Annotated in this window: 21 protein-coding genes; 18 read left to right on the top strand and 3 right to left on the bottom strand. The window is 68.6% G+C overall.

Translation table 11 applies throughout. The features are described from left to right. Positions 1-233: 233 nt before the first annotated feature. The 3 genes from ACIPC1_RS32310 (at position 234) to ACIPC1_RS32300 (ending at position 2,349) form a co-directional block, all read left to right on the top strand. Positions 234-890 carry a hypothetical protein gene (locus tag ACIPC1_RS32310; RefSeq protein ID WP_402523403.1) on the top strand — a complete coding sequence of 219 codons (657 nt, stop codon included), beginning with the start codon at positions 234-236 and terminating at the stop codon, positions 888-890. Continuing rightward, on the top strand, positions 878-1,927 hold the full coding sequence (locus ACIPC1_RS32305) for a hypothetical protein (protein WP_402523401.1): 1,050 nt from the start codon (positions 878-880) through the stop codon (positions 1,925-1,927). Before ACIPC1_RS32310 ends, ACIPC1_RS32305 begins: the two co-directional genes overlap by 13 nt. Before the next feature lie 80 nt (positions 1,928-2,007). Further along, entirely contained in the window at positions 2,008-2,349 is a 342-nt protein-coding gene (locus ACIPC1_RS32300) for a transposase (protein WP_402523553.1), read from the top strand. Here ACIPC1_RS32300 and ACIPC1_RS32295 read toward each other — a convergent pair. Continuing rightward, positions 2,256-2,699, bottom strand: coding sequence for a nitroreductase family deazaflavin-dependent oxidoreductase (locus ACIPC1_RS32295; RefSeq protein ID WP_402523399.1), 444 nt, complete (start codon positions 2,697-2,699; stop codon positions 2,256-2,258). The genes ACIPC1_RS32300 and ACIPC1_RS32295 overlap by 94 nt on opposite strands. Before the next feature lie 803 nt (positions 2,700-3,502). On the opposite strand from ACIPC1_RS32295, the gene ACIPC1_RS32290 reads away from it, so the two are divergent. Continuing rightward, positions 3,503-4,918 (top strand): nitrate/nitrite transporter, encoded by a 1,416-nt coding sequence (locus ACIPC1_RS32290; RefSeq protein WP_402523396.1) that lies wholly within the window; start codon positions 3,503-3,505, stop codon positions 4,916-4,918. A 146-nt stretch (positions 4,919-5,064) separates the two neighbouring features. Beyond that, positions 5,065-6,294, top strand: a complete 1,230-nt coding sequence (locus tag ACIPC1_RS32285; protein ID WP_402523394.1) for a uroporphyrinogen-III synthase — start codon at positions 5,065-5,067, stop codon at positions 6,292-6,294. Here ACIPC1_RS32285 and ACIPC1_RS32280 read toward each other — a convergent pair. After that, on the bottom strand, positions 6,246-6,686 hold the full coding sequence (locus tag ACIPC1_RS32280; RefSeq protein ID WP_402523391.1) for a DUF1772 domain-containing protein: 441 nt from the start codon (positions 6,684-6,686) through the stop codon (positions 6,246-6,248). The genes ACIPC1_RS32285 and ACIPC1_RS32280 overlap by 49 nt on opposite strands. Before the next feature lie 361 nt (positions 6,687-7,047). Here ACIPC1_RS32280 and ACIPC1_RS32275 point away from each other — a divergent pair, with 361 nt between their 5' ends. From ACIPC1_RS32275 to ACIPC1_RS32250, 6 genes are all read left to right on the top strand, one after another. Further along, on the top strand, positions 7,048-7,635 hold the full coding sequence (locus ACIPC1_RS32275; RefSeq protein ID WP_402523389.1) for a CGNR zinc finger domain-containing protein: 588 nt from the start codon (positions 7,048-7,050) through the stop codon (positions 7,633-7,635). Between the two features lie 245 nt (positions 7,636-7,880). Beyond that, positions 7,881-8,456, top strand: a complete 576-nt coding sequence (locus ACIPC1_RS32270) for a sigma-70 family RNA polymerase sigma factor (protein ID WP_266460930.1) — start codon at positions 7,881-7,883, stop codon at positions 8,454-8,456. Continuing rightward, positions 8,453-9,274 (top strand): zf-HC2 domain-containing protein, encoded by an 822-nt coding sequence (locus ACIPC1_RS32265; RefSeq protein WP_402523385.1) that lies wholly within the window; start codon positions 8,453-8,455, stop codon positions 9,272-9,274. The genes ACIPC1_RS32270 and ACIPC1_RS32265 overlap by 4 nt, the downstream gene beginning before the upstream one ends. 148 nt (positions 9,275-9,422) lie before the next feature. Further along, the gene (locus ACIPC1_RS32260; RefSeq protein WP_402523383.1) at positions 9,423-11,909 is read left to right on the top strand and encodes a HelD family protein; all 2,487 of its coding nucleotides are present in this window, start codon (positions 9,423-9,425) and stop codon (positions 11,907-11,909) included. A 465-nt stretch (positions 11,910-12,374) separates the two neighbouring features. Then, positions 12,375-13,808 carry an NAD-dependent malic enzyme gene (locus ACIPC1_RS32255; protein ID WP_402523380.1) on the top strand — a complete coding sequence of 478 codons (1,434 nt, stop codon included), beginning with the start codon at positions 12,375-12,377 and terminating at the stop codon, positions 13,806-13,808. Between the two features lie 353 nt (positions 13,809-14,161). Continuing rightward, positions 14,162-14,443, top strand: coding sequence for an HU family DNA-binding protein (locus ACIPC1_RS32250; protein ID WP_007382399.1), 282 nt, complete (start codon positions 14,162-14,164; stop codon positions 14,441-14,443). A 107-nt stretch (positions 14,444-14,550) separates the two neighbouring features. Here the strand turns inward: ACIPC1_RS32250 and murA are convergent, their stop codons facing one another. Next, a complete protein-coding gene (murA, locus tag ACIPC1_RS32245) occupies positions 14,551-15,897 on the bottom strand; it encodes a UDP-N-acetylglucosamine 1-carboxyvinyltransferase (RefSeq protein WP_402523378.1) in 1,347 nt (448 codons plus the stop codon). A 282-nt stretch (positions 15,898-16,179) separates the two neighbouring features. Between murA and ACIPC1_RS32240 the strand changes: the two genes are divergently transcribed. From ACIPC1_RS32240 to ACIPC1_RS32210, 7 genes are all read left to right on the top strand, one after another. Next, the gene (locus ACIPC1_RS32240) at positions 16,180-16,752 is read left to right on the top strand and encodes a YqgE/AlgH family protein (RefSeq protein WP_384375530.1); all 573 of its coding nucleotides are present in this window, start codon (positions 16,180-16,182) and stop codon (positions 16,750-16,752) included. A 29-nt stretch (positions 16,753-16,781) separates the two neighbouring features. Beyond that, positions 16,782-17,081: a DUF3039 domain-containing protein gene (locus ACIPC1_RS32235; RefSeq protein WP_384375533.1), complete on the top strand. Its 300-nt coding sequence runs from the start codon at positions 16,782-16,784 to the stop codon at positions 17,079-17,081. Positions 17,082-17,183: 102 nt separating this feature from the next. Then, positions 17,184-18,290 (top strand): hypothetical protein, encoded by a 1,107-nt coding sequence (locus tag ACIPC1_RS32230; protein WP_402523376.1) that lies wholly within the window; start codon positions 17,184-17,186, stop codon positions 18,288-18,290. A gap of 143 nt (positions 18,291-18,433) precedes the next feature. After that, entirely contained in the window at positions 18,434-19,729 is a 1,296-nt protein-coding gene (locus tag ACIPC1_RS32225; RefSeq protein WP_402523374.1) for an extracellular solute-binding protein, read from the top strand. Between the two features lie 4 nt (positions 19,730-19,733). Next, positions 19,734-20,696, top strand: a complete 963-nt coding sequence (locus ACIPC1_RS32220) for a carbohydrate ABC transporter permease (protein ID WP_402523372.1) — start codon at positions 19,734-19,736, stop codon at positions 20,694-20,696. Further along, positions 20,693-21,538, top strand: a complete 846-nt coding sequence (locus ACIPC1_RS32215; RefSeq protein ID WP_402523369.1) for a carbohydrate ABC transporter permease — start codon at positions 20,693-20,695, stop codon at positions 21,536-21,538. The genes ACIPC1_RS32220 and ACIPC1_RS32215 overlap by 4 nt, the downstream gene beginning before the upstream one ends. 1 nt (position 21,539) lies before the next feature. After that, positions 21,540-23,165 (top strand): beta-N-acetylhexosaminidase, encoded by a 1,626-nt coding sequence (locus ACIPC1_RS32210; protein ID WP_402523367.1) that lies wholly within the window; start codon positions 21,540-21,542, stop codon positions 23,163-23,165. Positions 23,166-23,412: the final 247 nt, after the last annotated feature.

Raw genomic sequence — 23,412 nt, 5'->3', positions numbered from 1 at the left:
CAGACGAAGAGGGGCCATGGCGCAGATCTGGAATTTGCGGTGGCCAACGAGGTCACCCTTCCCGCCCGCCACGGTCACTCAATCGAAGGTTCCGGAACGCTATTCAGCGCCGCTCTGTGCCGCTATGTCCGGAGTGTGTTCCCTCTTGGGTGCAATTCGCTCTGGTGTCGCCCTGCACGCCCCCGATACCGTATCGCTGCCCTCTCGAACCCCACCCCGCACAGGAGTCTGCCGTGAACCGCCGTCCCCGCCTGCTCGCCACGGCCGCCTTCGCTGCGGCCACGGCCCTCGTTCTGACCGGGTGCGGGGGCGGTGACGGTGACTCCGCGGACAACGACAAGATCGCTGGGGCTGATACGGGGGGTGAGACGTCGGCTTCGCCGAGCGCCTCTGCCTCGCAGGCCGCTGATCGGCCGAAGATCGAGTTGCCGTCGGACGTCACGGACAAGTACGAGAACTGGAAGACCGGCGACGACACCAAGGACGCAGTCCTGGCGGACACCGCCGGGCGTATCGACGCCACGAACGACGCCATCTTGCGCGGCGACGCCGGTACGACGGGGCTTTCCTTCTACTACCGGGACAAGGCGTTGACCGATGCGGTGGAGTGGGTGCAGGCGTATGTGGACGCCAACCTGTCCTTCACTGGCACGACTCGTTACTACGCACCCAAAGTCACCTTGTCCGGTGAGAAGTCGGCGGATGTCGTCTACTGCGCTGACGAGAGCAAGGGGTTCAACAAGAACCGCAAGACGAACAAAGTCGATACGACGCCCTCGGACGAGAGCCCGTACGTGCTCTACAACACGCGCCTTGAGAAGAGCGAGCAGGGCGTTTGGCAAGCCATCAACCTGATCTCGAAACGGGGAGACAAGACATGCGCCGCGTGAGCGGATGGGGACGCACCTTGGCCTTGAGTTTGATGATTTCCGTCTGTGCCGCGGCGTTGCCCGGCACCGCTGTGGCTTACGGGCCGGGTGAGGGGCAGGGGTCCGGCACCACTGGCCCTTCCGGTAACGCTGACAACAAGGGCAACATCTCAGCGACCGCGGGCGCCGTTGTCTTTGACCGTTCGAAGAATGGTTCGGGTGAGTCGGCGGGTCCGGTGGCGTCCACCGCGAGTACATGGACCCCGCCTGCCTGTTATTACGCGCCGAAGTACTCGCCTGCTCAGTTGCAGAAGTATCTGGAGCCGATCTGGGCGGTTGATTCGACGGGTTATGAGTGGGATGCGAAGCAGCGTGACCACTACGTCGAGGGCAATCCGTACACGGACTTCAACAAGGAGAAGGCCGGTAAGGGTTATTGGTGGTCCTCGTATGTGACCGAGGGCCGCGAGGGTGATCCGGGTGCGCTCGACTGTGACGCGGACATCTTCTGGGTGGACACCGGTGATCCGCCGCCGGCGGCCATTCCGGAGGCGATTACGCCGGAGATGCTGGCGCAGTTGGCGTACGCCGAGATCCGCGTGCCCTCGACGAAGGTGACCCTGGCGCCCGAGGGCACTACCAAGGTGAATCTGCCGACGTGGGCGTGGCTGGACACAGCCGAGTTCAAGACGGTGTCGGTCACGGCTTCGGTTCCGTTGCTCGGTATCAACGCGACGACCGTCGCGGAGCCGGTCTCGCTGAAGATCGAGCCGGGGACTGCCGATGCCACGACGTACCCGGCGTCCGGGGTGTGCACGCTCAATGGTGACGACTCGATCGGTGAGGCGTACGCGGCCGGCAAGGCGGACGAGACCCCGCCGTGCGGGGTGAAGTACCTGCGTTCCTCGGGCGACGACTCGTACCAGCTGAGGGCGACCATCACCTGGAAGATCCACTGGACCGGCACCGGCGTCGACGCGGATCAGCCGCTGCCGGACGGTGAGTTCGGGGCGGAGCAGGAAGTTGTCGTGCAGGAGATCCAGGCTGTCAACCGCTGACGTTGGGACAGGACAACCGGGCAGGGAGGCCCGGCAGTACTCCTGGGGCGCTGGGCGGGATCGGACTGTGCCGGGTCGCGGTGCACCACCTCTCCTACGCGAGCGCCGACGGACACGCTCTGACCGACCGCCGCCTGCATCGGGGCTGGGCCGCTGATGACGAAGGGCGCACGCCGACCGGGTTACCGGACGAGACGGTGTTCGCCACCAAGTTGCAGCCGGCCGGCGACATGCTGGAGGCTGCGCACACCTCGGGCGTCCGCGCCGCGTGGGTGGCGGCCGACGAGGTCTACGGCGGTGGGCTGTCAGCCGCCGGTCGAGCCGCCACTCAGTCGCGCACGGTCAGCCGGATGACGGCAGCCCCTGCGGACAAGGCGCGACGAAGGTCGGCACGGTTCGGTTGTCCGTCCGGGTCGATGTGAATTCCGGCGTAGCGAGCGTGCACGGGGTTTCGGGGGAGGATCACGCGATAGAACTCGGCCGCACGCTCCTCGTCGGTGATTACCTCGGCTTCGGCCCGTACGTCGACTCCACGCAGGCGGATCGGAACTAGCTCGCCGGGACGGAGGTTGCGTCGCCAGCCTGCGACGCTGCCGACCAACAAGGCACCGTCATGCTGGGCGTACCCGACCGGATTGGAATAAATACGGCCGGTCTTACGGCCGGTCACAGTGATGATCAGCAATCGTTGGCTGAGCAGTCCGTGCAATGGCGACCGCAACAGCTTGCGAACGACCACGTCGCCAGCACGTCCAAAAAGGGTGCCGCTCATCTCAGTCTCCAAACCCATTGACTGAATATCGGTCGAAAAAGTACACCCGAGGCCGGGCATGCAACTACGAGCGTATATTACAAAGTTTATGCTTCCTATAGTGTCGGGCAGCACTGGCCTCGATTCGTCAGCGGGATCTGGAAGCAGGTCCTCTCCGGCTACGGCACCGTCGCCAACGACGTCCTCGGCACCGGTGACCCGGCCTACGACAAGAGCCTCCCGCAGCGCACCCGCGACCTCGCCAAGGGGGGAGCGGGCGTTGGCTGACGGCGTTGCCGGTGATGGGTAGCTCTGTGCCGCTACCGGGGGTGCCGTGTTGTCTTGTTTCCTCGGTGCCTGGTCGCGAGCCGGTGGCCAAAAGTCTCCAACTGGTCAGGCGTGGCCCACGGCCGGGAGGGTTTTTCATGCCTTGTATCAGGGTGTGGAGGCAGTCAAGGGTTGTTGTCACCATGACGTCCGGTTCATCGCTCTCGCGGAGGTACGGTCAGTCGGCCCCGGCCAGCCGATCCCCGCCCCGCCCCCGCCACACGCCCGCCCCGCCCCGTACGGACAATCGCAGCCCCATCCGTGCCGCAATCCCTACACCCACCCCCCAGCAGCAGCCACATACCCTGGTGCCTCCCCGCACCGGACACCCGCCGGCCCGCGGAAGCCTGACGGCGACCTCACCGACGGCCCCCCACCAGAGTGAGAGCAACGTTCCCTTCCGGTCACCCACAGCCACAGCGTGGAAACGCGCCCTCCCTACCTTCGGTCTCATCCCCAAGTACGAGACCTGAGCACCGGAGAACCGTGGAGGCGTCATGACAGCCCCAGCCCCAGCCCCAAGTCCCGGACCCCCGCCCGCAACCCCCACCCCCACCCCGAGCCGGCAAGGCCACTGGATCGACCAGTGGAACCCCGAGGACGAGACCTTCTGGAAAGAGGGCGGCGCAAAGGTCGCCCACCGCAACCTCTTCTTCTCCGTGCTGTCCGAGCACATCGGGTTCTCGATCTGGACCCTGTGGTCGGTGATGGTGCTCTTCATGGGGCCGGAGTACGGGCTGACCCCGGCGGACAAGTTCTTCATCGTGTCGATGGCGACGCTGGTCGGCGCGATCGTGCGCGTCCCCTACACCTTCGCCGTCGCCCGCTTCGGCGGCCGGAACTGGACGATCATCGCGGCGAGCATGCTGCTGGTGCCGACCGTCGCCGCGTTCGTCGTGATGGAGCCGGGCACGTCGTTCGGGACCTTCCTGGTCTGCGCGATGCTCGCGGGCGTCGGAGGCGGCAACTTCGCCTCCTCCATGACGAACATCAACTCGTTCTTCCCGCTGCGGAAGAAGGGCTGGGCCCTCGGGCTCAACGCGGGCGGCGGCAACATCGGCGTGCCGGTGGTGCAGCTCGTGGGGCTCGCGGTCATCGGGGCGAGCGGCGGACCGAGGGTGCTGCTCGGCATCTACATCCCGCTCATCGTCGTCGCCACCGTGCTCGGCGCCCGCTACATGGACAACATCTCGTCCGTGAAGAACGACACCGGCGCCGCGAAGGAAGCCGTACGCGACCCGCACACCTGGATCATGTCCTTCCTCTACATCGGGACATTCGGGTCCTTCATCGGATACAGCTTCGCGTTCGGTCTGGTGCTCCAGACACAGTTCGGGCGTACGCCGCTGGAGTCCGCGTACGTCACCTTCATCGGGCCGCTGCTCGGTTCGCTGATCCGTCCCGTCGGCGGCTGGCTCGCCGACCGCTACGGCGGCGCGAAGATCACCCTGTGGAACTTCGTCGGGATGGCCGCCGCGACCGCGGTCATCGTCGTCGCCTCCATGCAGGAGTCGCTGGCGCTGTTCACCACCGCGTTCATCGTTCTGTTCGTGCTGACGGGCCTCGGCAACGGGTCGACGTACAAGATGATCCCCGGCATCTTCCAGGCCAAGGCCGTGGCCAAGGGGCTGAGCGGAGAGGAAGCGGCCGCCTACGGCCGTCGGCTCTCCGGCGCCGCCATGGGGCTCATCGGCGCGGTGGGCGCGCTCGGCGGGCTCGGCATCAACCTCGCCTTCCGGCAGTCCTTCCTGAGCGTCGGTTCCGGCACCGGTGCCTTCGTGGGCTTCCTCGCCTTCTACGCGCTCTGCTTCGCGGTCACCTGGGCCGTATACCTTCACCGTCCGGCGGCCGCCGCGGAGGCTTCCGTACCGGCCAAGAAGGAGAAGCTCCAGCTCGGCTATGTCGAGGTGTGACGTAACACCGGCGACATGCGGCTGAACCGGGCCTGTCACGGGGCGTTGACAGGCTCGGTCAGCCGTAAGGCGAGCCAGTTACGGCCAGCCCGCCAGCCCTGAGTGCACGACGACTCGAGTGCAAGACGAGAGCCGGGACGACAGTCATGTACGACGAACAACAGCGACCAGGACCAGAAGCTCCCTCGCGCGGCCCCCTTGCTGAACCAGAAGCGCCCTCGCACAGCCCCCTCGCAGAACCGGAAGCCCCGTCGCACGGCCCCCTCGCCGGATTCACCGTGGGCGTGACGGCCGCCCGCCGGGCCGACGAGCTCGGGACGCTGCTCCAGCGGCGCGGCGCCTCGGTCGTACATGCGCCCGCCCTGCGTATCGTGCAGCTCGCCGACGACAGTGAACTGCTCACCGCCACCAAGGAGTTGATCGACCAGGCACCGGACGTGGTGGTCGCCACGACCGCCATCGGGTTCCGGGGCTGGGTCGAGGCCGCCGACGGCTGGGGGATGGGGGAGGACCTGCTCGCGCGGCTGCGCGGTGTCGAACTGCTCGCCCGCGGCCCCAAGGTCAAGGGCGCGATACGGGCCCAGGGGCTGACCGAGCACTGGTCCCCCTCCTCCGAATCCATGGCCGAAGTGCTCGACCGGCTGCTGGAGGAGGGCGTCGAGGGCCGCCGTATCGCCATCCAGCTGCACGGCGAGCCCCTGCCCGGGTTCGTCGAGTCGCTGCGGGCCGCCGGAGCCGATGTCGTCGTCGTCCCCGTGTACCGGTGGATGCCGCCCGAGGACATCGCACCCCTCGACCGGCTCCTCGACGTGGCCATCACCCGCGGCCTGGACGCGATCACCTTCACCAGCGCGCCCGCCGCCGCGTCCCTGCTGTCCCGGGCGGAGGTCCGCGGCCTGCTGCCCGAACTGCTCGCCGTCCTCCATCACGACGTACTGACCGTCTGCGTCGGCCCGGTCACCGCGCTGCCGTTGCAGGCCCACGGCATCGACACGGTCCAGCCCGAACGCTTCCGGCTCGGCCCCCTCGTACAGGTGCTGTGCAAGGAACTCCCCGGCCGGGCCCGTACGCTGCCCATCGCCGGCCACCGGGTCGAGATCCGCGGGCACGCCGTGGTGGTCGACGACACGCTGCGGCCCGTACCGCCCGCCGGCATGTCACTGCTGCGCGCCCTGTCGCGCCGGCCCGGCTGGGTGGTGGCCCGGGCCGAGCTGCTGCGCGCGCTGCCGGGCGCCGGACGGGACGAGCACGCCGTCGAGACGGCGATGGCCCGGCTGCGTACGGCACTCGGCGCGCCCAAGCTCATCCAGACGGTCGTCAAGCGCGGCTACCGGCTCGCCCTCGACCCGGCCGCGGACTCCAAGTACGACATGTGAGGCCCTCGGTACAGCAGCAGGGCACGCGCCAGGCAGGACAGCGCGAGCGTCGACAGCAGCGCTCGTACGACGTTCCACGCCACCCATGGGTCCTCGAACTCCTCGCGTACGGCGGCCGGGTCGGCGATCCTCGCGGGATCGCCGGCGTCCGCGAGCTCGTTGTTGAGCGGGATGTTCACGGTGACGGTGAGGAGGAAGGCGAGCGCGACCGCGGCGAAGCCCGCGAACACCCACCAGCGGTACGGCGACCTGCGCGACTGCCAGGCGGCGACCGCCGCGAGGAGCGGTGCGCCCAGGAAGCTCAGGAAGAACACCGGGTTCTGGATCTGGTCGTTGATGTTCTGCATGACCTCGATGAAGACGCGGTCGTCGCTGCGGGAGAGCGACGGCATGATGGTGCAGGCGAAAATGTAGAAGACCCCGGCGAACAGGCCATCGCGACCGTGGCCGCAACCAGTACACCTCCGGCGCTCCCGCGCCGCCCCGTGCTGTTGTCTGTCATGCCCTTCAGTCAACCGGCGCCACGGCACGCGCGACATGGCCGAGCCGCGCGGTCCCATAAGCGGACGTCCAGGGCGCAGACGGTACAAGGTCTTCCGGCCGGGGGTGCGGGCATGCACTGTGGGGGTATCAACTCCCCGAGGCAGTCCAGTCCCCAAGACGGCCCCAGTCTCCAATTGCAGTCCCCAGTACCCAGTCCCCAAGGCACTCTCCCAAGGTTCATGGCGGTAACCCCTAGGCGGTGACAGGCACATGGCATCGGGCATGGCCACGGCCTCGTACGAGCTGCGGTTCGACTCCGGGCGGATCTGCCTGGACCTCCTGGCGACCACCCACCCCGAGGAACGGCTCGACTCGGTGGACCGGCTGCGCGCCTGGATCGCCCGCTCCGGGCTGGTCCCCGCGGGTACGCCGCTGGTGGGCGCCGACTCCTCGTGGCTCGTCGGCTTCCGTGAACTGCGCGGGCACGTGGACCGTTTGGTGCGCGGCGAACTCGCCACCCGGCCCGCCGACGTGGCCCTGGCCCGCGTCAACGCGGTCGCGCTCGGCACCCCGCCCGCGCCCTGGGCCATGCGCGCGGACGACGGTTCGCTGCGCCCCCGGCTGCACGCGCCGCCCGGTCACGCCGAGTTGCTCTCCCTGGTCGCCAGGGACACCCTCGAACTCCTCACGGACCCGGCGGCGAGGGCGAGTTTGCGCCAGTGTGAGGGCGACAATTGCCCGATCGTCTATCTCGACACCTCACGCGGCCGGCGCAGACGGTGGTGCTCCAGCGAGGTCTGCGGCAACCGGGAGCGCGTGGCCCGGCATCGCAGGCGGGCGGCACTCGCCCGCGCGTGAACCTCCTGAACCTTCACGATGATTGGTCTGAACCTTCACCATGGCCGGTCCGACCTTCACGATCACCGGCAAAAACGAACGCCGGGAGTGTTCAGGGAATTGCAGGGCGTAACGGGGAGACTTTCTTCACACCCGGCTCAGAAAATATGTGTGACCCCTTTGAGCACGCGCGTGCCCATATCCGTACCCCGGTGTGAGCGATCGACGGGGAGACCCCGGTCGAATCGGTGACACCGGAGGTAGGCGTGCGCAAGGATTCCGCCGTGGCTGATGAACGCCCCCCAAGGGCACGACATCGCGCGTCTCAGTCCTCGGAGCCTGACGAGGAACTGATGCGCGCGCTCTATCGAGAACACGCGGGACCCCTGCTTGCCTATGTGCTGCGGCTGGTCGCAGGCGACCGGCAGCGCGCCGAGGACGTCGTACAGGAAACACTCATCCGTGCCTGGAAGAATGCCGGGCAGCTCAATCGGGCAACCGGTTCGGTACGACCCTGGCTGGTGACGGTGGCACGGCGCATCGTTATCGACGGACACCGCAGTCGGCAGGCCCGGCCGCAGGAGGTGGACCCGTCACCGCTGGAGGTCATCCCCGCGGAGGACGAGATCGACAAGGCGTTGTGGCTGATGACACTGTCGGACGCGCTGGACGACCTGACCCCTGCTCACAGGGAAGTCCTGGTCGAAACATACTTTAAGGGGCGTACGGTCAATGAGGCGGCCGAGACCCTCGGCATCCCCAGCGGCACCGTGCGATCCCGGGTTTTCTACGCCCTTCGGTCGATGAAGCTGGCGCTGGAGGAGCGGGGGGTGACGGCATGAGTACCTACGGGGGTTACGGAACGGGTGGTCCGGGAGCCATGCAGGGTGCACGGGGAGAGCAGAACCCCGGTGACATTCACGAGACCGTCGGCGCATACGCCCTCGGCATCCTCGACGACGCCGAGGCGACCGTCTTCGAAGTCCATCTCGCGAGTTGTGAGTGGTGCGCCCAGCAGCTCGACGAGCTCGCCGGGATGGAACCGATGCTCGCCGCACTCGCGGATCTGCCCGCCTCGCAGGGCAGCCCGGCGATCGGTGAGTCGCTCGCCGCACGCCCGAGCTCGCAGCTCGCGGTACGGCTGGTCGACGAGGTGTCCGAGCGGCGTGCCCTGAAGCGTCGGCGGAGTTTCTACATGGTGGCGGCCGCGGCCGCGCTGATCATCGCCGGTCCGCTGACCGTGTTCGCGGTCAACGGCGGCGGCGACGGCACCACGACACCCGAGGCGGTGGCCACCAGCCCCGCCAAGGAAGCCTTCGACGGCCTGACCGACAAGGTCACGGCCACGGACCCGAGCACCAAGGTCACCGCCGTGGTCGCCATGGAGTCCAAGCCCTATGGCACCTACGCCGTCCTGGAGCTCAAGAACGTCGCGGGCCCGGAGAAGTGCTCCCTGATCGCGGTCGGGAAGAACGGCGAACGCGAGACGGTCACCTCCTGGTCGGTCCCGGAGTGGGGTTACGGCCTCCCCGGTGCCAAGACGGAACAGGCCAAGTCCCCGCTCTACGTGAACGGCGGCGCGGCCTTCACCCCGAACGAGATCGACCACTTCGAGGTCATGACCTTCGGCGGGAAGCAGCTCGTGGAAGTGGACGCCTAACTCGTAGAACTCGTGGAAATGGTCCATAAATGCTCATGGAAGCGGACGCATAAAGGGACGCGTGAGCGAACCTGGAGCGCGCGCGTAGCCCTAAGGGCCCCCCTTCGCGTACGGTTGACGGCTGCCCAGCACGTCAGAAGGGGGCCCGGTGGCCGCTCAGGCTCAGCAGGAAACCGCGCTCGGTTCGGTCCACGATTCCGCACGGCAGGACTCCCTCAGGGACGACTCCGTTCGGGACCGTGAGATCAGCGTCGAACAGGAACATCTCGACCGGGTATACCGGCGCCTCGAGGAGAAGATCCACGAGGCGGAGTTCCTCATGAACGACGCCGCCAAGCGCGGTCAGGTCGGGACACCGGGGGCGCTCGCCGAGCGCGACGCCCAGGTGTTCCGGGCGGGAATTCACCTCAACCGCCTGAACAACGAGTTCGAAGACTTCCTCTTCGGCCGGATCGACCTACTCCTGGGGAAGGACGGCACAAAGGGTCCGGACGGCGCGTACACGGCGGTGGAACCCGCCGAGGGCGCCGTGCGTGACGACGAGACCGGTCGTCAGTCCGCAGACATCGCGGAGACGCTGCACATCGGCCGTATCGGTGTCCTGGACACGGACTACGCGCCGCTGGTCATCGACTGGCGGGCGCCCGCAGCGGCCCCGTTCTACCGTTCGACCCCGGTGGAGCCGGGCCGGGTGGTGCGGCGCCGGGTCATCCGTTCCAAGGGCCGCAGGGTGCTCGGCGTCGAGGACGACCTCATGCGCCCGGAGCTCAAGGCCACTCTCGACGGCCAGGAACTCCCGGTGATCGGCGATGGCGCCCTGATGGCCGCCCTCGGCCAGGCCCGCAGTCACACCATGCGGGACATCGTGTCGTCCATCCAGGCCGAGCAGGACCTGGTGATCCGCGCGCCCGCCGCCTCGGTGACGTATGTCGAGGGCGGCCCGGGAACCGGCAAGACCGCCGTGGCCCTGCACAGGGCGGCCTACCTCCTGTACCAGGACCGCCGCCGTTACGCGGGCGGCATCCTGATCGTCTCCCCGACGCCTCTGCTGGTCGCCTACACCGAGGGCGTCCTGCCCTCCCTCGGTGAGGAGGGCCAGGTCGCCATCCGTGCCATCGGCTCCCTCGTCGACGGCGCGGAGGCCGCCCTGTACGACTCCCCGGCGGTGGCCCGTGCCAAGGGCTCGTACCGGATGCTCAAGGTGCTGCAGAAGGCGGCGCGGGGGGCGCTGGAGGCGCCGTCGGGGTCCTCCGGGCGGTCGCCCCATGGCGGCCGGTCAGCCGCGGACGCCCCGGACCAGCAGCTCTCCTTCGGCGACGGAGACGGCAACGGCTTCGACGACGACGACGACGGGGACGGGGACGACGCAAGGCGGCAGGCCCGCACCGGCCCCCTCACACGCCTCCGTGTCGTCGCCTTCGGGCGCCGTCTGGAGCTGGAGGCCCCCGAGCTGGACCGGATCCGCAACAACGCGCTGAGCGGTACGGCGCCCGTGAACCTGTTGCGTCCGCGGGCCCGGAAGCTGCTGCTCGACGCGCTGTGGGCGCGCTCGGGGGCCGGTACGCGGCACTCGGACCCGGAGCTGGCGGCCGAGCTGCGCTCGTCGTTCGACGAGGACGTCACGTCCGAGGACAGCTTCATCGAGTTCCTGGACGTGTGGTGGCCGGAGCTGACCCCACGGGGCGTGCTGGCCGCCATGGCCGACGAGCGCCGACTGGGACGCTGGGCGCGGCGGATCCTCAACCCCGGTGAGGTGCGGCGGGTGGCGCGCTCCCTCAAGCGGGACGGGCTCTCCGTGCACGACGTGGCCATGCTCGACGAGCTGACCGCCATCCTGGGCAGTCCCGCCCGGCCCAAGAAGCGGCGCGACCTGGACCCGCTGGACCACCTCACCGGGCTCGAAGAGCTCATGCCCACGCGTGAGGAGACGCAGTGGGAACGCGCCGAGCGGCTGGCGCAGGAGCGGACCGAGTACGCGCACGTCATCGTCGACGAGGCGCAGGACCTCACGCCCATGCAGTGGCGGATGGTCGGGCGGCGCGGCAGGCACGCCACCTGGACCGTGGTGGGCGATCCCGCCCAGTCCTCGTGGTCCGACCCGGAGGAGGCCGCCGAGGCCCGTGACGAGGCCCTGGGCAGCCGCCCCCGGCGCCGTTTCACCCTCAGCGTCAACTACCGCAACCCGGCGGAGATCGCCGAACTGGCCGCCAAGATCCTGGCCCTCGCCATGCCGGGCGCTCAGTCCCCGTCCGCCGTACGGTCCACCGGCGTGGAGCCCCGCTTCGCCGTCGTACGGGACTCACTCGCGCAGACCGTACGAGCGGAGGCCGCCGGCCTCCTGGACCGTGTCGACGGCACCGTGGGCGTCGTCGTGGCCATGAACCGGCGCGAGGAGGCCGCCCGCTGGCTCAAGGGCCTCGGCGACCGTGTGGTGGCGCTGGGCAGCCTGGAGGCGAAGGGCCTGGAGTACGACGCGACGGTCGTCGTCTCGCCCGCGGAGATCGCCGACGAGTCACCGGCAGGCCTGCGCGTGCTCTACGTCGCCCTGACGCGGGCGACCCAGCAGCTGACCATCGTCTCGGCGGACCGGGACGAGCCGGACGGGAACGGGGTGCCTGACCTGCTGCGGGACTGAGGGTCCCGGCAACGCGGAGAGGCCCCCGTCACCTTGCGGTGACGGGGGCCTCTCGTTCGTTCAGCGACACCGACCCGCCATGCTCGCCTCGCGGCAAGAGGTCGCTCGTAGCGACGAAGGTTGGGCCCGGGGGCTTGGATCGGGCCGGTGTCACGTCCAAGGTAACAAACGATCCCCGCAAGGCAATTCCCGTCCCGAAAGTTCATTTCCGCGGCGCCGGGTTCCGGTAGGGATTCCGCAGGGTTCCAACGGGTTACAGCGGGTTCCGACCGCGATCGCCCCTCCTGTCGCCGCCGTCACTATCGTATGGTGGAATAAGTTTTCCGAAAGTCTCGAGTGCCCGCGAACAAAACGTTCGCAACCCGGGGCGGTTGGCACGTACTCAGGGGTAGGTGCGACGATCGGAAGGCATACCGCGAGACAGTGCGACCCAGCAGTACACGGTGAAAGCAGAGGAAGTCGGCCATGGCAACGGCGCCCAGCGTCTCCTACTCGATTACGGTCCGACTGGAGGTGCCCGCGAGCGGAACCGCGGTCTCCCAGATCACCACGGTCGTAGAGTCCCACGGAGGCTCGGTGACCGGCCTCGACGTGACCGCCTCCGGTCACGAGAGGCTCCGGATCGACGTCACGATCGCGGCGACCTCCACGGCGCACGCCGACGAGATCGTCAAGCAGCTGCGTGGCATCGACGACGTGACGCTCGGCAAGGTGTCCGACCGTACGTTCCTCATGCACCTCGGCGGCAAGATCGAGATGCAGTCCAAGCACCCGATCCGCAACCGCGACGACCTCTCGATGATCTACACACCGGGTGTGGCCCGCGTCTGCATGGCGATCGCCGAGAACCCCGAGGACGCCCGGCGGCTGACCATCAAGCGCAACTCCGTTGCGGTCGTGACGGACGGATCCGCCGTGCTCGGGCTCGGCAACATCGGCCCGATGGCCGCCCTCCCGGTGATGGAGGGCAAGGCGGCGCTCTTCAAGCGCTTCGCCGGCATCGACGCCTGGCCGATCTGCCTGGACACCCAGGACACCGACGCGATCGTCGAGATCGTGAAGGCCATCGCCCCCGGCTTCGCGGGGATCAACCTGGAGGACATCTCGGCGCCCCGCTGCTTCGAGATCGAGGCCCGGCTGCGCGAGGCCCTCGACATCCCCGTCTTCCACGACGACCAGCACGGCACCGCGATCGTCGTCCTCGCCGCCCTGACGAACGCCCTGCGGGTCGCGAGCAAGGCGATCGGCGACATCCGTGTCGTCATGTCCGGTGCGGGCGCGGCCGGTACGGCCATCCTCAAGCTGCTGCTCGCCGCGGGCGTCAAGAACGCCGTCGTCGCCGACATCCACGGTGTCGTGCACGCGGACCGTGCGGACCTCGTGGACGCCGCCGCCGATTCGCCGCTGCGATGGATCGCCGACAACACCAACCCCGAGGGCCTCAGGGGCACGTTGAAGGAGGCCGTGCGCGGCGCCGACGTGTTCATCGGCGTCTCGGCCCCGAACGTGCTCGACGGCGACGACGTGGCCGCGATGGCCGACCAGGCCATCGTGTTCGCGCTTGCGAACCCCGACCCCGAGGTCGACCCGGCGATCGCCCGCCAGACGGCGGCGGTTGTCGCCACCGGCCGCTCGGACTTCCCCAACCAGATCAACAACGTCCTGGTCTTCCCGGGCGTCTTCCGTGGCCTCCTGGACGCCCAGTCGCGTACCGTCAACACGGAGATGATGCTGGCTGCCGCCACCGCCCTGGCGGACGTGGTCACCGAGGGCGAGCTCAACCCGAACTACATCATCCCGAGCGTCTTCAACGACAAGGTCGCGGGCGCGGTCGCCGGAGCGGTGCGGGACGCCGCGAAGGCGGCCGGGGTGACCGAGTCGGGCAGCGCACCCGCGTAAGCAGGGCCCCGCGGAAGCTGTGACGACCGCCACGACCGTCACAGCTCCGGCGCGTCGTGGAAGGCGGGACCTGCGGCCGCCTTTAGGGTGGCGGCCAGGCTCACGCCTCGTTCACGCCTTGCGCAGGCCTTTCCGTGTGACCCCCAAGGGTGTTCCTGTGACTCCCCGGGGGTGCCGGATTGGCTTTCCCGCCGCAGGTGGGGGCAGGATGCGTCTTCGGGCGCGAGGGTCTGGCGACGGACCCGGGTCCGGGGACCGACCGAGGACCCTGGCAGCATCGGCTTCACTGTGCCCGGTATGCGGCTCCGCCGCGTGGCACGCCTCAACAGCAAGAAGAACACGGGAGTAACGACATGAACCGCAGTGAGCTGGTGGCCGCGCTGGCCGACCGCGCCGAGGTGACTCGCAAGGACGCCGACGCCGTTCTGGCCGCCTTCGCCGAGACCGTCGGTGAGATCGTCGCCAAGGGCGACGAGAAGGTCACCATCCCCGGCTTCCTGACCTTCGAGCGCACCCACCGTGCCGCTCGCACCGCGCGCAACCCGCAGACCGGCGACCCCATCCAGATCCCGGCCGGCTACAGCGTGAAGGTCTCCGCTGGCAGCAAGCTCAAGGAAGCCGCCAAGGGCAAGTAAGGCCTGCGCCGCCCGCGTCAGGGGCGGAGCACGGCAGAGCAGTACGCCAATGGGGCGGCCCCCTTCACCGGGTGGCCGCCCCATCGTCGTACCCACGACTGCTTCCGTTACGCGAGAGCCTTGCCCGGCAGCTCGACCTTCGCGCCGAGTTCCACCAGCTTCTCCATGAAGTTCTCGTAGCCGCGGTTGATCAGGTCGATGCCGTGCACGCGTGAGGTGCCCTGGGCCGCCAGTGCCGCGATGAGGTACGAGAAGCCGCCGCGGAGGTCGGGGATGACCAGGTCGGCGCCCTGGAGCCGGGTGGGGCCCGAAACGACCGCGGAGTGCAGGAAGTTGCGCTGGCCGAAGCGGCAGTGCGAGCCGCCGAGGCACTCGCGGTAGAGCTGGATGTGTGCGCCCATCTGGTTGAGCGCGGAGGTGAATCCGAGACGGGACTCGTACACCGTCTCGTGGACGATCGAGAGGCCCGTCGCCTGGGTGAGGGCGACGACCAGCGGCTGCTGCCAGTCGGTCTGGAAACCGGGGTGGACGTCCGTCTCCAGGGCGATCGACTTGAGCTGGCCACCGGGGTGCCAGAAGCGGATGCCCTCGTCGTCGATCTCGAAGGCACCACCGACCTTGCGGTAGGTGTTCAGGAACGTCATCATCGAGCGCTGCTGGGCGCCCCGGACGTAGATGTTGCCTTCGGTCGCCAGCGCCGCGGACGCCCAGGAGGCGGCCTCCAGACGGTCCGGCAGGGCCGCGTGGGTGTAGCCGCCGAGCGAGTCGACACCGGTGATGCGGATCGTCCGGTCGGTGTCCATGGCGATGATCGCGCCCATCTTCTGCAGTACGCAGATGAGGTCCTCGATCTCGGGCTCCACGGCCGCGTTGGCCAGTTCGGTGACGCCCTCCGCCAACACCGCCGTCAACAGGACCTGTTCGGTCGCGCCCACCGACGGGTACGGCAACTGGATCTTCGTACCGCGCAGCCGCTGCGGGGCCTCCAGGTACTGGCCGTCCGCCCGCTTCTCGATCTTCGCGCCGAACTGCCGCAGCACCTCGAAGTGGAAGTCGATGGGCCGGCCGCCGATGTCACAGCCGCCCAGGCCCGGGATGAAGGCATGGCCCAGGCGGTGCAGCAGCGGACCGCAGAACAGGATCGGGATCCGGGACGAACCCGCGTGCGCGTCGATGTCCGCGACGTTCGCGCTCTCGACGTGCGACGGGTCGAGCACCAGCTCGCCCGGCTCCTCTCCCGGACGGACCGTCACCCCGTGCAACTGGAGCAGTCCGCGTACGACTCGCACGTCTCTGATGTCGGGGACATTGCGCAGTCGGCTCGGCGCGCTGCCCAGCAGGGCGGCCACCATGGCCTTCGGTACGAGGTTCTTCGCACCGCGGACCCGGATCTCGCCCTCGAGCGGGGTTCCGCCGTGGACAAGCAGTACGTCGTCAGAGCCGTTGACGGTCATGTATCTCGCGATCCGATGAGTTGGGCAGGAGTGATTCGTCGGCAGGCAAGTCGTTGCAGGAGCCGGAGAGTAAGGGTAATGGCCGCCTACCCCCCTTCCGTAAGCCCAAGGGCCTCTCAGCTCCGTCATAGCTTTGCCACAACACGAACCGTTCCTAATCGGGCACACGGGGTCACCGGTAACGGCGTGCGCGGGGGGCGCTTCTCTACGCCCTGAGCTGCATTCACACAGGTACTCGCATTGGCTCCCCGCTCACGGGGAAGATGCGGGATCATGTCTCGCATGACCGAGGTGTCCTCGCTCACAGGGCGGCTGCTCGTGGCTACGCCGGCCCTGGCGGATCCGAACTTCGACCGCGCGGTGGTGCTGCTCCTCGACCACGACGAGAAGGGCTCGCTCGGTGTCGTCCTCAACCGCCCGACCCCCGTGGAGGTCGGCGACATCCTGGAGGGCTGGGCGGACCTGGCCGGCGAACCCGGCGTCGTCTTCCAGGGCGGCCCCGTCTCGTTGGACTCGGCGCTCGGCGTCGCGGTCATCCCCGGCGGTGCGTCCGGCGAGCGCATCCCGCTCGGCTGGCGCCGTGTGCACGGCGCGATCGGCCTAGTCGACCTGGAGGCACCGCCGGAACTCCTCGCCGCCGCCCTCGGCTCGCTCCGTATCTTCGCCGGGTACGCAGGTTGGGGCCCGGGTCAGCTGGAGGCGGAACTGACCGAGGGCGCCTGGTACGTCGTCGAGTCCGAGCCCGGAGACGTCTCCTCCCCGTCCCCCGAACGGCTCTGGCGCGAGGTCCTGCGCCGCCAGCGCAACGAACTGGCGATGGTGGCGACGTACCCGGACGACCCTTCCCTCAACTGATGCCTGTGACCTTCAGTACCCTTGGCGTTATGAGCACTCTTGAGCCTGAGACCCAGCCCCAGCGAGGCACGGGGACGGGGACCCTCGTGGAGCCGGCACCGCAGGTGTCGCACGGCGACGGGGACCACGAGCGCTTCGCCCACTATGTCCAGAAGGACAAGATCATGGCGAGCGCCCTGGAAGGTACGCCCGTCGTGGCCCTCTGCGGCAAGGTGTGGGTGCCGGGCCGCGACCCGAAGAAGTACCCCGTGTGTCCCATGTGCAAGGAGATCTACGAGTCCATGGGCGCCGGCGGGGGAGACAAGGGCAAGGACGGCGACAAGAAGTAACGCCGCCGGGTTCTTCGGCACAGTAGGCCGCGTAGGTGGATCTGGCATGGCCGCGGCATCCCGGTGTGGGGTGCCGCGGTTTTGGTGTACCCGGGGGTGGGCGTGGAGTTGTTGCTGAGGGCGCGGGAACTGGCGATGGCACGGAAGTTCCGCGAGAGCCGGGCGCTGGTGGAACGGGCCGAGCCGGAGAGTGCGCGGGAGTTGAGCCTCGCGGCCTCGGTGCTGGGCGAACTCCGCGATCCGCAGGCGGCGTTGCCGCTGGCGCGACGGGCGGTGGAGTTGGCTCCGGACGACTGGCGAGGGTATCTGGCGGTGTCCGACGCCGCCTATCAGCTGCGGTGGTGGGGTGAGTCGGTCGCGGCTGCCCGTACGGCGGTGGAGCTGGCGCCGGAGGAGGCGCAGGCGCACCGGGCCCAGGGCGTGGCTGCGAACCGGATCGCGGGCGGCGGCCGTGAGGCGAGACGGGAACTGAAGCGCACCAGGGAACTTGGGGGTCGTGGGGCGATGCGGATGCCCGGGCGACGTAGCCCGTGGTGGTTCGTGGTGTTCCTCGCGCCGCTCGCGGGTCCTGCCGTGCTCCCGACGGTGGGCGCCTGGCCGGACACCGTGGACGAACTGATGCTGCTGTCGCATGTGTTGCTTCCCGTGTTGCTTCTGTTGCTCATCGTCGTGCCCAGCCGGGCCGGCCTCACCTGGCCCGAGCGGATCGCGGAGATACGGGCCGTGAACGAGGAGCGGTACGGCGGCGGGGGCCACGCGGGGCGCACCAGGGCCGGGCTGGCGGCGCTCCTCTGGGGCTGCGCTCTGGCAGGGGGCGCCGCACTGCTCGCGGTACCCGGTGCCGACGGAGACCCGCTGCCCGCGCCGGTCGTCGCGTCGGCGGTGCCGATCGGCGGGGCGGTGCTGGCGATCGTCGCGCGGCGCACCGTACGCCTCTGGTACGGGGAGCGCTTCCTGCGTGAGGTGTTCCTGCCGAGCGTCGTCGTGCGCGTCCATCTGGTCGTGGCGGGCGCGCTGGGCGGAGGCGTGCTGCTGTTGGCGCTCGGCGACGCGCCTCCGGGGCCGTGGCAGGTGCTGCTCATCGGGAGCGTGGGGTGGTTCTTGGTCGGCACGATCTCCGCGCTCTTCCTTCAGGGGCGTGCCGGGCCGGAGCAGCAAGCCGTCGGCCGGGCGCCCGTCGAGCCGGAGAAGAAGGCCCTCGACGGCTGACCGTTGCACGGAGTGCGTCACGTGGTCACGAAGTGGTTGAGACCTCTTGTGGGCATGTTCATGTACTCCATAGCCTCCAGTGTGTTGTGCAGAGCGAAACAGCCATTGCGTATGTTGCAACGCACCCCACCGGAGGATGCTCAATGAAGCTCTCTGTCAGAACAGCCGTCGCCGTCACCACCCTTGTGGTTCTCGCCGCCTGCGCCCCCCAGACCTCCGACGACTCGACCTCCGAGAAGGACGAGAAGACCGGCACGCTGCGGGTCTGGCTCTTCCAGGAGGTCAACAACGCGCCCAAGCAGAAGGTCGTCGACGCGGCCGTCGACACCTTCGAGAAGGCCCACGAGGGTGCCGACGTACAGATCGAGTACATCCCCGTGGAGACCCGCGCCCAGCGCGTCAAGGCCGCGTTCAACGACCCTGCGAGCGCCCCGGACCTCATCGAGTACGGCAACACGGACACCGCCGGTTATGTGAAGGACGGCGGACTCGCCGACGTCACCGAGGAGTTCGCCGACTGGAGCGACTCCAAGGACACCGACCCCACGGCCAAGCAGTCCGTGACGGTGGACGGGAAGATCTACGGCGCCCCGTACTTCGTCGGCGTCCGCGCCCTCTACTACCGCACCGACGTCTTCGAGGAGCTCGGTCTCGAAGTCCCGAAGACACAGGCCGAGTTGATCTCCACGGCCAAGGACATCCGCGCCGCGAAGCCGGACCTGTACGGCCTCGCGGTCGGCGGCGCCTACACGTACGGCGCGATGCCGTTCATCTGGTCCAACGGCGGGGAGATCGCGAACGGCAAGGGCGGCTCGTACGCCTCCGCCATCGACAGCGCCGCGGCCCGGAAGGGCATCGAGACCTACACCTCCCTCTTCGGCGACGACAACTGTCCGGCCGCCAAGTGTGCGGGCATGGGCGGCAACGACACGGTGACGGCCTTCGCTTCGGGCAAGGCGGGCATGGCCATCGGCGGTGACTTCAGTCACGCGGCGATCGAGGCGGGGGCGGTCAAGGGCAAGTACGCCGTCGTGCCGCTGCCCGGCCTGAAGTCGGGCGAGATAGCCCCGGCGTTCGCGGGTGGCAACAACCTCGGCGTGCTGAAGAGCACCTCGCACCGCACGCTCGCCGTCGACCTGATGGAGGAGCTGGCTTCGAAGAAGACCCAGGGCGAGCTGTTCGACGCCATGGGCTTCCTGCCGACGTACACCGATGTGCGGGCCGACGTCGCCAAGAGAGAGCCGTTCGTGAAGCCCTTCGTGCAGACGCTCGCCGCGGGCGCCAAGTTCGTGCCGGCCTCGCCCGCCTGGGCGCAGATCGACGCCTCGCTCGTGCTGCCGACGATGTTCCAGGAGATCGTCAGCGGCAAGAAGGACGTGGCGGCGGCCTCGAAGGACGCGGCGACGAAGATGGACGACGCGTTCAGCTCCGTGGGCTGAGCGGATGACCACGCACGACGCGCTCGCCGAGCGCGGCACAGTGACCAAGGCGCGCCCTGCCCGACCGCGCCGCACCACCCGACCCGGGCGCCGAGGCCCCCGCTGGACCCCCTGGCTCTACCTCGCCCCCGCCCTCGTCGTCCTCGGCGGCCTGCTGGTCTACCCGATCTACCAACTCGGCCTGATCTCGCTCCTGGAGTACACCCAGGCCCAGGTCAGCGGCGGCGAACCGACCACCTTCGAGGGCTTCGGCAACTACGCGACGCTCTTCGCCGACGAACAGTTCTGGCAGGTGCTGGTCACCACGGTCGTGTTCGCGGCGGCCTGCGTGGTCTCCACGCTGGCCGTCGGCTGCGCGCTCGCGGTGCTCCTCACGCGGGTACGTGCCGTGCCCAGGCTCGCGCTGATGGTGGCCGCGCTCGGGGCCTGGGCGACCCCGGCCGTCACCGGCTCCACGGTCTGGCTGCTGCTCTTCGACCCCGACTTCGGGCCCGTCAACCGGCTGCTGGGGCTCGGCGACCACTCGTGGACGTACGGCCGCTTCAGCGCCTTCGCGCTGGTACTCCTCGAAGTGGTCTGGTGCTCCTTCCCGTTCGTGATGGTGACGGTGTACGCCGGCATCCGCTCCGTACCGTCCGAGGTCCTGGAGGCGGCGGCCCTGGACGGTGCCTCGCAGTGGCGGATCTGGCGCTCGGTGCTCGCGCCGATGCTCCGGCCGATCCTGGTCGTCGTCACCATCCAGTCGGTCATCTGGGACTTCAAGCTCTTCACGCAGATCTACGTGATGACGAACGGCGGCGGCATCGCCGGACAGAACCTCGTGCTGAACGTGTACGCGTACCAGAAGGCGTTCGCCGCCTCGCAGTACAGCCTCGGCTCGGCGATCGGCGTGGTGATGCTGCTGATGCTGCTGGGGGTCACGCTGGTGTATCTGTGGCTGCTGCGCAGGCAGGGGGAGGAACTGTGAACCTCATGGGTGGCTTCGTACGACGTCCGTGGCGGCTCGCCGCCGAGGTGTCCGCGCTGCTGATCGCGGTCGTGGTCGCCTTCCCTCTGTACTGGATGGTGCTCAGCGCCTTCAAGCCGGCCGGGGAGATCGAGTCCACCGATCCCAGGCCGTGGACTCTGGCGCCTTCGCTGGATTCCTTCCGGCGGGTCTTCGGACAGCAGGAATTCGGCCGGTACTTCCTCAACAGCCTTGTCGTGGCGTGCACGGTGGTCGTCGTCTCGGCACTGATCGCGTTTCTCGCGGCGACGGCGGTGACACGATTCCGCTTCCGTTTCCGCACCACTCTGCTGATCATGTTCCTGGTCGCGCAGATGGTGCCCGTGGAAGCACTGACGATCCCTCTCTTCTTCCTGATGAGGGACTTCGGCCAGCTGAACACGCTGGGTTCGCTGATCCTGCCGCACATCGCCTTCTCGCTGCCGTTCGCGATCTGGATGCTGAGGGGTTTTGTGAAGGCTGTTCCTGAGGCGCTGGAAGAGGCCGCGTACATCGACGGGGCGAGCCGTGCGCGATTCCTCTGGCAGATCCTTTTCCCGCTGGTCTTCCCGGGGTTGGTGGCCACCAGCGTGTTTTCCTTCATCTCGGCCTGGAACGACTTCCTGTTCGCCAAGTCCTTCATCATCAGCGACACGGCACAGTCCACCCTGCCGATGGCACTCCTCGTCTTCTTCAACCCCGACCAGCCGGACTGGGGCGGCGTGATGGCGGCGTCCACGGTGATGACGATTCCGGTGCTGATCTTCTTCGTACTCGTACAGCGACGGCTGGTCTCCGGGCTGGGCGGAGCGGTAAAGGACTGACGTGACTGAACTGATTCCCGCACCCCGCAGCCTCGTCGCCGGTTCCGGCGAGGTGCGGCTGACGGCGCACTCCCAGCTCTACGCCGGCACCGCGTTGGAGGGTGTCGGCCAGTGGCTGCGCAACGCCCTCCGGCAGGCCACCGGCCTGCCGCTGCGCGAGGGGCGGGAGCTCGACGACACCGACGGCGACGGCATCGGACTCCAGCTCGACCCCGAACTCGGCCCCGAGGAGTACCGCCTCGTCAGCGACCCGACCGGCGTTCTCATCGAGGGTGGCAGTGCGGCCGGCGTCTTCTGGGGCGCCCAGACGCTGCGGCAGCTCCTCGGCCCGGACGCGTACCGAAAGGCCCCGCTCAGCCTCGACCGCACCTGGGCCGTGCCGCACGTCACGATCGAGGACGGACCCCGATTCGGCTGGCGCGGCCTCATGCTCGACGTCGCCCGGCACTTCATGCCCAAGGACGGAGTGCTGCGCTATCTCGACCTGCTGGCCGCCCACAAACTCAATGTCTTCCACTTCCACCTCACCGATGACCAAGGCTGGCGTGTCCAGATCAGGCGCTACCCGAAGCTGACGGAGGCCGGGTCCTGGCGGGCGCGCACGAAATTCGGCCATCGGGCCTCGCCGCTGTGGGACGAGAAGCCGCACGGAGGCTTCTACACGCAGGAGGACATCCGCGAGATCGTGGCGTACGCGGCCGAGCGGCATATCACCGTCGTCCCCGAAATCGACATCCCGGGGCACAGCCAGGCGGCCATCGCCGCGTATCCGGAACTCGGCAACACCGACGTCATCGACACGACCTCCCTCTCCGTCTGGGACACCTGGGGCGTCTCCAAAAACGTACTCGCCCCCACTGACAACGTCCTGCGCTTCTACGAGGGGGTCTTCGAGGAACTCCTCGACCTGTTCCCCTCGGAGTTCATTCACGTCGGCGGTGACGAGTGCGCCAAGGACCAGTGGAAGGAGTCACAGACGGCGCAGACGCGTATCAAGGAGTTGGAGCTCGCGGACGAGGCCGAGTTGCAGTCCTGGTTCATCCGGCACTTCGACAACTGGCTCTCCGCGCGCGGGCGTCGGCTGATCGGCTGGGACGAGATCCTGGAGGGCGGCCTTGCCGAAGGCGCCGCCGTTTCGTCCTGGCGCGGCTATGCGGGCGGCGTCACCGCCGCTCGCGCGGGCCACGACGTCGTGATGTGCCCCGAGCAGCATGTGTACCTGGACCACCGTCAGGCCCCGGGCGAGGACGAGCCGGTGCCCATCGGCTACGTGCGCACCCTGGAGGACGTCTACCGCTTCGAGCCCGTGCCGGCGCAGCTCACCGAGGAGGAGGCGCGGCATGTGATCGGCACCCAGGCCAATGTGTGGACCGAGGTGATGGAGGATCAGGCGCGCGTGGATTACCAGACGTTCCCGAGGCTGGCCGCTTTCGCCGAGGTCGCCTGGAGCGCCCTGCCCCCCTCCGCGGAACGGGACTTCGCGGACTTCGAGCGGCGGATGGCCGTCCATTACGGGCGCCTTGACACCCTGGGAGTCGGGTATCGCCCGCCCACGGGGCCCCTGCCGTGGCAGCAGCGGCCGGGCGTCCTCGGACGCCCGATCGAGGGGCGGCCCCCGAACGTGTGAGGTACCCCCGGAGGCGTACCGCGCCTCCGGGGTGTTCCCGCGCAACAGTGGCCCTACGGGGAACAAGGCTCCCAAGAGTCACCGAAGAGTGGCATTTCGTGCTCACCGGTGATGCCGTGCGAAAACGGACCATCTCCCTGGTGAGGGGGGCGAATGCCTCCTAGTGGACCCCCGCGTCGGGGACCGGCGAAGATGTGCCAGAGTTGCCACGTCCGCCCTGTCAGCACGTACCGTACGGCAGCACAGG

The organism is Streptomyces sp. NPDC087263 (assembly GCF_044744645.1).
Lineage (GTDB): Bacteria > Actinomycetota > Actinomycetes > Streptomycetales > Streptomycetaceae > Streptomyces.
This window is presented reverse-complemented; position numbering and strand designations above follow the sequence as displayed.